This window comes from bacterium, from assembly GCA_016873475.1.
Classification (GTDB): Bacteria; Krumholzibacteriota; Krumholzibacteriia; order JACNKJ01; family JACNKJ01; genus VGXI01.
On sequence record VGXI01000117.1, the window covers coordinates 1 to 9,835 of the forward strand.

The window sequence follows — 9,835 nt, forward strand, 5'->3', positions numbered from 1 at the left end:
CCGACAGGACGCGCCGCAAGCCCTCTACCGCAACCCGTTTCTGGCAGACGCGATGGTCGAGCTGAACTTGATCGACACCCAAGGCGGGGGCATCAAGCGCATGTTCGAGACTCAGCGGCGACGCTCGTTCCCGCTGCCGGATTATGACCTGACCGAGCCGGGGCGGGTCGCCGTGAGCCTAACGGGTCGGATCCTGGACGAGCGCTACACGCGGCTCCTGATGGAGCGCACTGACTTGGTCCTCGGTCAGGTCATGCTTCTTGACCGGGTGCAGAAGGGGCAGAGGATTGGCCGGGACGAGCACCGTGGCCTGAAAGCCGCCGGGTTGGTCGAGGGCCGCTATCCGAACCTGATTGTGGCCAGTGCCGTCGCAAGGGCCGCCGGCGACGCGGGCCGACACATCCGCGAGCGGGGTTTCGACAAGCAGTACTACCTCGACCTGATCTTGGCCCTTGTGCGCGAACACGGCCCGGTGACGCGCAAGGACGTTGATCAGCTTCTCATGCCGAAGCTGCCGGACCGATTGACCCCGGAGCAGAAACGGCACAGGATCCACAATCTCATGCAAGAGCTGCGGCGGGCGGGGAAGATCGACAATCTCGGCTCCCGCGGTCAACCGGCGTGGCATGCCCTCAAGGAGCTGGGCGAGGGGTAAGCAAAGGAACCAGCGAGAACGGCCGCCAACTGGACCCTTGAAGATGCCCGCCTTGACACTAAGTGCTTGTCGATCCTTGCGTTGTGTCTATTGCTAGATCTGGACGCGGCCGTTCTGTTTAGCAAAGAGCTTAGCAAAGGGCCGAGCAAAGGGCCGAGCAAAGACAGCCCAGCTCTCCGGCCGCGGGACCGTGGCACGAAGTCTCTATCGGGGCCTAGCCGAGCTTGGTTGATGGGAAGTTGATGGAGCCGAACGCCGGCAGAGCGACAGAGGTCGTCCGATGAGCACTGACACCAGCGAGCGCGGCCTCGAGCGGCTGATCTGCGCCTCCCTCACCGGCTCGCCCTGCGATCCCGGAACGATCCCCGCCGGCGCCTTCCGCGAGCGCCCGGCCGCCTACAGCGCCGGCTGGATTTGCGGGCGCCAGGAAGATTACGACCGCGAGTACTGCATCGACCTCGCGCAGCTCTCGGCGTTCTTGCGCGAGACGCAGCCGGCGGTGGCCGACGCCCTCGATCTCGGCCAGGAGGGGCCCACGCGGCGCAAGTTCCTGGCGCGGCTCCAGGGCGAAATCAGCAAGCGCGGCACCATCGACGTACTGCGTCACGGCCTCAAGCACGGGCCGCACAGCGTGGACCTCTTCTACGGCACACCCTCGCCGGGCAACGCCAAGGCCGTCGAGCGCTACGCCGCCAATCACTTCAGCGTCACCCGCCAACTCCGCTACAGCCGCGACGAGGCGCAGCGCGCCCTCGACCTGGGCCTCTTCATCAACGGCCTGCCGGTTGCCACCTTCGAGCTGAAGAACAGCCTGACCAAGCAGACGGTCAGTGACGCGGAGCAGCAGTACCAGCGCGACCGCGACCCGCGTGAGCGGCTCTTCGAGTTTGGTCGCTGCATGGTGCACTTCGCCGTGGACGACCACGAGGTGCGCTTCTGCACGCACCTGAAGGGCAAGAGCTCCTGGTTCCTGCCCTTCAACCAGGGCTGGGACGACGGCGCAGGCAACCCGCCGAATCCCAACGGCCTCAAGACCGACTACCTGTGGAAGCGCATCCTCACGCGCGATGGGCTGACCGACATCCTCGAGAACTACGCCCAGATCGTCAAGACCAAGGACGAGCGGACCGGCAGGAACAAGACCGCGCAGATCTGGCCGCGCTACCACCAGCTCGATGTCGTTTTCCGGCTACTGGCCGACGCGCGGGCGGGCGGCGCCGGCAAGCGCTACTTGATCCAGCACTCGGCGGGCAGCGGTAAGTCGAACTCCATCGCCTGGCTCGCCCACCAGCTCATCGGCTTGAAGAAGGACGACGGGGCGGTTTTCGACTCGATCATCGTCGTCACCGACCGCAAGATCCTCGACCAGCAGATCCGCGACACGATCAAGCAGTTCGCCCAGGTGGGGGCCACAGTGGGCCACGCCGAGCACTCGGGCGACTTGCGCCGGTTCATCGCCGAGGGGAAGAAGATCATCATCTCCACGGTGCAGAAGTTCCCCTTCATCCTCGATGAGATCGGCAGCGAGCACCGCGGCCGGCGCTTCGCGATCATCATCGACGAGGCGCACTCGAGCCAAGGCGGCCGCACCTCGGCCGCGCTGTCGCGGGCGCTCTCGCCCGAAGGCGCCGAAGAGGACGATGATACCTTCGAGGACAAGATCAACCGGTTGATGGAGGCCAAGAAGCTGCTGCCCAACGCCAGCTACTTCGCCTTCACCGCTACGCCCAAGAACAAGACGCTTGAGATCTTCGGCGCCCCCGAGCCGCCGGTCGACGGCAAGGTCAAGCACCGGCCCTTCCACAGCTACACGATGAAGCAGGCGATCAAGGAAGGGTTCATCCTGGACGTGCTTGCGAACTACACACCGGTCGAGAGCTACTACAAGCTCGTCAAGAAGATCGAAGGCGATCCCGAGTTCGACACGAAGAAGGCGAAGAAGAAGCTGCGGCGCTACGTTGAGAGCCACGACCACGCGATCCGGCTCAAGGCCGAGATCATGGTGGACCATTTCCATGAGCAAGTGCTCGCCCGGAACCTGATCGGTGGCGAGGCGCGCGCGATGGTGGTGACCAGTGGCATCGAGCGCGCCATCCAGTACTTCCACGCCATCCGTGACTACCTGGCAGAGCGCAAGAGTCGCTACCAGGCGATCGTGGCGTTCTCAGGCGAGCACGAGTACGGGGGCGTGAAGGTCAGCGAAGCCTCGCTCAATGGCTTCCCCTCGGGCCAGATCGCGGACAAGATCCAGCAGGACCCCTACCGCTTCCTCGTCTGCGCCGACAAGTTCCAGACCGGCTACGACGAGCCGCTGCTGCACACGATGTACGTGGACAAGGTGCTCTCGAGCATCAAGGCCGTGCAGACGCTCTCCCGGCTGAACCGTGCGCATCCGAAGAAGCACAGCGTCTTCGTGCTCGACTTCATGAACGATGCCGACACAATCCAGGCGGCCTTCGCCGACTACTACCGCACGACGGTCCTGGCCGAAGAGACCGATCCCGACAAGTTGCACGATCTGAGAGACGCCCTCGACGGCTACCAAGTCTACGATGCAACGCAGGTGGACGAGTTGGTGGCACTCTACCTGGGTGGGGCAGAGCGGGACCGTTTGGATCCCATTCTCGACGCCTGCGTCGCCCAGTACATCGGCTCACTCGAGGAGGACGCCCAGGTCGACTTCAAGGGCAAGGCCAAGGCCTTCCTGCGTACTTATGGCTTCCTCTCCGCGATCTCCCCCTACATCAATGCGGAATGGGAGAAGCTGTCGATCTTCCTGAACTTCTTGGTGCCGAAGCTACCGGCGCCGATCGATCCCGATCTCGCCAAAGGAATTCTCGAAACGATCGACATGGACAGCTACCGCGCAGAGAAGCGGGCGGCGATCAGCATCCTGCTTCCCGACAAGGATTCCGAGATCGAGCCCATCCCGGGCGCCGGGGGCGGCCATCTCCTCGAACCCGAGATGGACCGCCTCTCCAACATCGTGAAGACCTTCAACGACCAGTTCGGCCACATTCAGTGGAGCGATGTGGACCGCGTGCATCGGCTGATCACGGAGGACATACCGAACCGGGTGGCGGCTGACAAGGCCTACCAGAACGCGAGGCGGAACTCGGATCGTCAGAACGCGCGCATCGAGCACGACAAAGCCCTCGTGCGAGTGATGACGGCGGTGCTGAATGATGATACGGAGCTTTTCAAGCAGTTCGTGGACAACGAGGGCTTCCAGCGCTGGCTGAAGGACACCGTCTTTGGGCTGACCTACGATGTGCCGGCAGCGAGTCCGCCGCCTTCCGTCTAGCTGTAGCGCGGGCCCTCGCCGGCTTCCCACCGGAACGGGTTGAAGTTCGTCCCGCGGTCGTAGACGTCCACGCCCTCGCGGCGCTTGAGCACGCCGACCACCCAGTAGGTCACTGGCGTGAGCGCTACCTCCACGCCGCACTTGAAGAGGTAGTTCGTCACCACCAGCGGCACCCAGAGCGCGGGCAGGAAGCCCGGCACGCCGAGCCAGGTGGCGATCGAGACGAACAGCACCGTGTCCAGGCCCTCGCCCACCAGCGTGCTGCCGATCGTGCGCGTCCAGAGCCAGCGCCCGCGCGTGGCGATCTTGAGCTTGGCGAGCACGAAGGAGTTCGCGAACTCGCCGGCGAAGTAGGCGACCAGGCTGGCCAGCACGATCGCGCCGCTGCTCACGCCGCCGAGGATCGCCCGGTAGCGCTCGTCGCCGATCGCCGTGCGCCAGCTCGCCTCGCCGGGCAGCCAGCCGATCAGCCAGAGCAGCCCGCTCATCAGGGCCGCAGCGAGGAAGCCGAGCCAGATCACGCGGCGGCTGCGCCGATAGCCGTAGACCTCGGTGAGCAGGTCCCCGAACAGGTAGCTCAGCGGGAAGAGCAGCGTGCCGCCGTCGAAGATGAGCGGCGTGCCGAAGAGCGCCACGCCCCAGTCGATGATCTTCGCCGACGAGGCGATGTTGCTCACCAGGAGCACGGTGACGAAGAGCGCGACGAGCAGGTCGAAGTAGCGGTAGCGCATCGCTGCCTAGCCCGCGCCCAGATAGGCGGCCGCCACGGCCGGATCTTCGGCCAGCTCGGCGGCCGGACCCGAGCGCACCACGCGGCCGGTCTCGAGAATGAAGGCCTGATCGGCGGCCTTCAGCGCCAGCCGCGCGTTCTGCTCGACCAGAAGGATGGGCGTCCCTGCCGCGTGGATGGTGCCGATGATCTCGAAGATCATGGCCACGAGGATCGGCGAGAGCCCCAGCGAGGGCTCGTCGAGCAGGAGCACGCGCGGCGCGGCCATCAGCCCGCGGCCGATCGCGAGCATCTGCTGCTCGCCGCCCGAGAGCGTGCCCGCCGACTGCCGGATGCGCTCGGCGAGTCGCGGGAAGAGCCCGCAGACGCGCTCGAAATCGCTGCGGATGCCCGCGCGATCGCGCCGCCGCCAGGCGCCCAGCTCCAGGTTCTCGCGCACCGTGAGGTTGGCGAAGATGCCGCGGCCCTCGGGCACGTGGATCACGCCACGGCGCACGATCTCGTGCGGCGCGAGGCGCGTGATCTCCTCGCCCTCCAGCCAGATGCTCCCCGCCGCGGCGCGCTCGAGCCCCGAGATCGCGCGCAGAGCGCTCGTCTTGCCGGCGCCGTTCGCGCCGATCAGCGTGACGATCTGCCCCGCCTCCACGCGCAGGGAGATGCCGTGCAGCGCCTCGATGGCGCCGTAGCGCAACACGAGCTCGCGCACTTCAAGCATGCGCGGCCTCCGGGCCCAGGTAGGCCTCGATCACCTTGGGGTCGCGGCGGATCTCCGCCGGCGTGCCCTCGGCGATCTTGACGCCGTAGTCGAGCACCGCCACGCGCTCGCAGATGCCCATCACCACGCGCATGTCGTGCTCCACGAGGAGCACGGCGAGCGCGAACTCGCCGCGCACGCGCTGGATCAGCGCCATCAGCGCGTCCGTCTCCTGCGGGTTCATGCCCGCGGCGGGCTCGTCGAGCAGCAGCAGGCGCGGGCCCGTGGCCAGCGCCCGCGCCATCTCGAGCCGACGCTGCAGGCCGTAGGGCAGCATGCGCGCGGGCCAGTCGGCGTACTGCGCGAGCTCCATCAGCGCGAGCATCGCGCGGGCGCGCTCGGTGATCGCCGCCTCCGCGCGCGCGTGGGCGGGGCTGCGCGTCACCGCCGCCAGCACGCTGTTCGCCGCGCCCTGGTGGCAGGCGATGCGCACGTTGTCCAGCACCGAGAGCGCGCCGAAGAGGCGGATGTTCTGGAAGGTGCGCGCGACGCCCAGCCGCGCGACCCGATGCGGCGCCCGGCCGCCGATCGACTCGCCGCCCAGCAGCAGGCGGCCCGCCGTCGGCGGGTAGATGCCCGTGATCGCGTTGAAGACCGTCGTCTTGCCGGCGCCGTTGGGGCCGATCAGCCCCACCAGCTCGCCCGCGCGCACCGTGAGGTCGAGCTCGGCCACGGCTTTGAGGCCGCCGAAGGCGATCGTGAGGCCCTCGATCTGGAGGATCGCGCTCACGACTCGGCCCCGGGCGTGGGCGCGCGGCGTCCCGGCCAGAGCCGCCGCAGCGCGCCGTAGCGCGGCTCGCCCGCCCCGAAGATGCCCTGCGGGCGCAGGAGCATCAGGAGAATCAGCAGGAGCGAGTAGATCACCATGCGGTAGGCCTTGATCGGCCTGAGGAACTCGGGCAGCAGCGTGAGCAAGATAGCCGCCGACACCGAGCCCGTGAGCGAGCCCATGCCGCCCAGCACAACCATGATCACGACCTCGAAGCTCTTGAGGAAGCTGAAGCTGTTCGTGTTCAGGTAGCGCAGGTAGTGCCCGAAGAGCGCGCCCGCCATGCCGGCGAAGGCCGCGCCCACGGCGAAAGCCAGCACCTTGTAGCGCGTCGTCGAGATGCCCAGCGACTCGGCCGCCACCTCGTCCTCGCGTACGGCGAGCAGGGCCCGCCCGTGGCGGGAGCGCACCAGGTTCCAGTGCACGGCGAGCGTCAGGCCGACCAGCAGGTAGACCCAGAAGAAGCTCGTGTAGCCGGGGATGTTGTTCAGTCCGCGCGCGCCGCCCACGGCGTCGATGTTGAGGATCACCACGCGGATGATCTCGCCGAGGCCCAGGGTGGCGATCGCGAGGTAGTCCCCGCGCAGGCGCAGCGTGGGGATGCCGATCAGAAGCCCGGCCAGCGCGGCCGCGCCGCCGCCGATCGCGAGGCCGAGCACGAGCATCAGCGCGGCGCCCGCGCCGGGATCGGCGGGCGTGGCGCCCAGCGCGCCCAGGATCCCCGGCCCGAAGCGGATGGCGAAGTAGCCGCTCGTGTAGCCGCCGATCGCCATGAAGCCCGCGTGCCCCAGCGAGAATTGCCCCGTGAAGCCGTTGATCAGGTTCAGGCTCACGGCGAGCATGATGTTGATGCCCGAGAGGATCATCAGCCGCTCGGCATAGGGGTTCACGAGGTGGGGGAAGAGCTTCTCGAGCGCGAAGAGCAGCAGGACGAGCCCGGCCGTGAGCGCGCCGCGCAGGAGGAGCGCGCGGCGCATCAGACCTTCTCCGTCACGGCGCGGCCGAGCAACCCCGCCGGCCGCACGAGCAGGATGATGATCAGGAGCGCGAAGGCGATCGCGTCGCGATAGGTCGAGGAGACGTAGCCCGAAACCAGGGTCTCGGCGAGGCCGAGCACGAGGCCGCCCAGCATGGCGCCGGGGATGTTGCCGATCCCGCCCAGCACCGCCGCCACGAAGGCCTTCAGGCCCGGCATCAACCCCATCAGCGGGTCGATGCGCGGGGTCGAGAGCGCCACCAGCACGCCGGCCGCGGCGGCCAGCGCCGAGCCCAGCGCGAAGGTGAAGGTGATGATGCGATCGGTGGGGATGCCCATCAGGCTGGCCACGTCGCGGCTATACGCCAGCGCCCGCATCGCGCGCCCGATTGGGCTGCGGTAGACGATCAGGCTCAGGCCGACCATCAGCACGAGCGCGCCGCCGAGGACGAGGAGCTGGTGGCTCGTCGTCAGGGCGCCGCCCGGCAGCCGCACCGAGCGCGCGGCGAAGATCTGCGGGAAGAACTTGGGGTCGGCGCCGAACACCAGGATGCCGGCGTTCTCCAGGAACAGCGACACGCCGATCGCCGTGATCAGCACCGTCAGCCGCGGCTGCCGGCGCAGCGGCTTGTAGGCCAGCCGCTCGATGATGATGCCCAGCAGGGCCGCCCCCGCCATCGCGCCGAGGATCACGGCCAGCGCCGCTGCCGGCGGCGCGCCGCCGCTGGACATCCCGAAGGCCGCGACGAGGTAGTAGGCGATGTAGGCGCCCACCATGTAGACGTCGCCGTGGGCGAAGTTGATGAAGCGCAGGATGCCGTAGACCATCGTGTAGCCCAGGGCGATCAGCGAGTAGATGCTGCCCCAGGTGATGCCGTTGACGAGCTGCTGCAGAAGTTCCTGCATCGCCGGCTAGCTCCCGATCCGTTCCCGGAACCGGAACTGGCCGTTGCGGATCTCGAGCACGACGGCCGGCTTGATGGCGTTGCGGTTCGCGTCGAGCGAGATCTCGCCCGTCACGCCGGAGAAGCCCCGGGTCGCGGCGATCAGATCGCGCAGGCGGGCGCGGGCGGCGGCACGGGCGGCCGCGTCGCCACCGGTGCCGGCCAGCGCGGCGAGCGCCTCCGGATCCGCGGCGGCGAGCTCTCGCAGGCAGTGCACGAGCAGGCGCATCGCGTCGTAGCCGAGCGCGGCCATGGCGTCCGGCGACTCGCCGAAGCGCGTGCGATAGCTGCTGATGAAACCCTGCACGACGGGGTTCGGGTCCTCGGTCGAGTAGTGGTTGCTCAGGTAGCTGCCGCCGATCGCCTCGCCGGCGATCTCGGTGAGCTTGGGCGAGTCCCAGCCGTCGCCGCCCAGCAGCGACCCCTTGTAGCCCAACTCGCGCGCCTGCCGGGCGATCAGGCCGACCTCGGTGTAGTAGCCGGGCACATAGAGGGCCTCCGGCATGCGCGCGATCAACGCGGTCAGCGGCGCCTTGAAGTCCACGTCGCCCTGCTGATAGCTCTCGTCGCCGGTGATCGTGCCGCCCTGGCGCGTGAACTCCTGCGTGAAGTAGCCGGCCAATCCCACCGAGTAGTCGCTCTTGACGTCGCGCAGAACGGCCACCGTCGACAGCCGCAGCGACTCGCGCGCGAAGCGCGCCATCACCGTGCCCTGGAAAGGATCGATGAAGCAGATCCGGAAGATGTAGTCGCCGACCTCGGTGACCGCCGGATTCGTCGAGGAGGGGGTGATCATCGGCACTGCCGCCTCCTGACAGATCGGCGCCGCCGCCAGGGAGTTCGAGCTGGCGACCTCGCCGAGCACGGCGATCACCTGGTCTTGCACGATCAGCTTGTTGACGGCCGTGGCCGCCTCCTCGGGCCGGCCCTGGTCGTCCTCCGTGACGAGGGCGATCGGGATGCCGCCGACCCCGCCGGCGGCGTTCGCCTCGTCCAGCGCCATCTGGATCCCGTTGTGCGTGGAGGTGCCGAAGGTCGCCTTGTCCCCCGTGAGGGAGCCGTACTCCCCGATCTTGAGCTGGCCGCCCTTCTTGGCGCAGCTCAGCGCGAGCACGAGCAGGACGAGGAGCGCGAGGGGACGGCGGGAGCGAGAAAGGGTCCGCACGCGAGGCCTCCTTGGCAGGGGGATTGCACCCATAACCCGTTGAAATCAGTGCGGAAGCTAGCACCGCGGGGCGGGGGCGGTCAATGGCGAAGGGCGGCGGTTCCGCCTCAAGCGGCCTCCCTCGACTGCCGATAGCCAGAAGGGCGGGGCGCCACGAGAAGACGGCGCCCGGCCAGCACGAGACCCTACTGCGAAGGACCGGCTGCCGAGCATGTTGGCGATCATCGGTGTCCTCGTCGTCATCTTCGCCGTGGTGGGAGGCTACGCCTACACCAAAGGCCCCTTCGCCGTGCTCTTCCAGCCGGCGGAGCTGATCATCATCATCGGCGCCGCGGTCGGCATCGTCCTGCTGGGCTCGCCGCCGAAGGTGCTCAAGCATCTGCTGCGCGCCCTGCCCGTGGTCTTCAAGGGTTCGCCCTACACCAAGGCCACCTACCTCGAGCTGCTGAAGATGCAGTTCGAGGTCTTCTCGAAGATCCGCAAGGGCGGCCTGCTCGCGATGGAAGAGGACGTCGGCGATCCGCACAACAGCCCGATC

9 protein-coding genes are annotated in these 9,835 nt (G+C 67.8%); 3 read left to right on the forward strand and 6 right to left on the reverse strand.

Going from position 1 to position 9,835, the window contains the following annotated elements:
• Together FJ251_10100 and FJ251_10105 are read left to right on the forward strand one after the other, a co-directional pair.
• A partial coding sequence (locus FJ251_10100) for a transcriptional regulator (protein MBM4118070.1) occupies window positions 1–655 on the forward strand: 655 nt, incomplete at its 5' end.
• A gap of 280 nt (window positions 656–935) precedes the next feature.
• Window positions 936–3,959, forward strand: a complete 3,024-nt coding sequence (locus tag FJ251_10105; GenBank protein MBM4118071.1) for a type I restriction endonuclease subunit R — start codon at window positions 936–938, stop codon at window positions 3,957–3,959.
• Here the strand turns inward: FJ251_10105 and FJ251_10110 are convergent.
• The 6 genes from FJ251_10110 to FJ251_10135 are packed head-to-tail and all read right to left on the reverse strand — an operon-like array spanning window position 3,956 to window position 9,330.
• Window positions 3,956–4,690 (reverse strand): queuosine precursor transporter, encoded by a 735-nt coding sequence (locus tag FJ251_10110; GenBank protein ID MBM4118072.1) that lies wholly within the window; start codon window positions 4,688–4,690, stop codon window positions 3,956–3,958. The two genes, FJ251_10105 and FJ251_10110, sit on opposite strands and share 4 nt — an antisense overlap.
• A 6-nt stretch (window positions 4,691–4,696) precedes the next feature.
• Window positions 4,697–5,404: an ABC transporter ATP-binding protein gene (locus FJ251_10115; protein MBM4118073.1), complete on the reverse strand. Its 708-nt coding sequence runs from the start codon at window positions 5,402–5,404 to the stop codon at window positions 4,697–4,699.
• Window positions 5,397–6,173, reverse strand: coding sequence for an ABC transporter ATP-binding protein (locus tag FJ251_10120; GenBank protein ID MBM4118074.1), 777 nt, complete (start codon window positions 6,171–6,173; stop codon window positions 5,397–5,399). Before FJ251_10120 ends, FJ251_10115 begins: the two co-directional genes overlap by 8 nt.
• On the reverse strand, window positions 6,170–7,189 hold the full coding sequence (locus tag FJ251_10125; protein MBM4118075.1) for a branched-chain amino acid ABC transporter permease: 1,020 nt from the start codon (window positions 7,187–7,189) through the stop codon (window positions 6,170–6,172). The genes FJ251_10120 and FJ251_10125 overlap by 4 nt, the downstream gene beginning before the upstream one ends.
• Window positions 7,189–8,094 (reverse strand): branched-chain amino acid ABC transporter permease, encoded by a 906-nt coding sequence (locus tag FJ251_10130; GenBank protein MBM4118076.1) that lies wholly within the window; start codon window positions 8,092–8,094, stop codon window positions 7,189–7,191. The genes FJ251_10125 and FJ251_10130 overlap by 1 nt, the downstream gene beginning before the upstream one ends.
• A 6-nt stretch (window positions 8,095–8,100) precedes the next feature.
• Entirely contained in the window at window positions 8,101–9,330 is a 1,230-nt protein-coding gene (locus tag FJ251_10135) for an ABC transporter substrate-binding protein (protein ID MBM4118077.1), read from the reverse strand.
• 178 nt (window positions 9,331–9,508) lie between these two features.
• Here FJ251_10135 and FJ251_10140 point away from each other — a divergent pair.
• A partial coding sequence (locus FJ251_10140) for a flagellar motor stator protein MotA (protein MBM4118078.1) occupies window positions 9,509–9,835 on the forward strand: 327 nt, incomplete at its 3' end.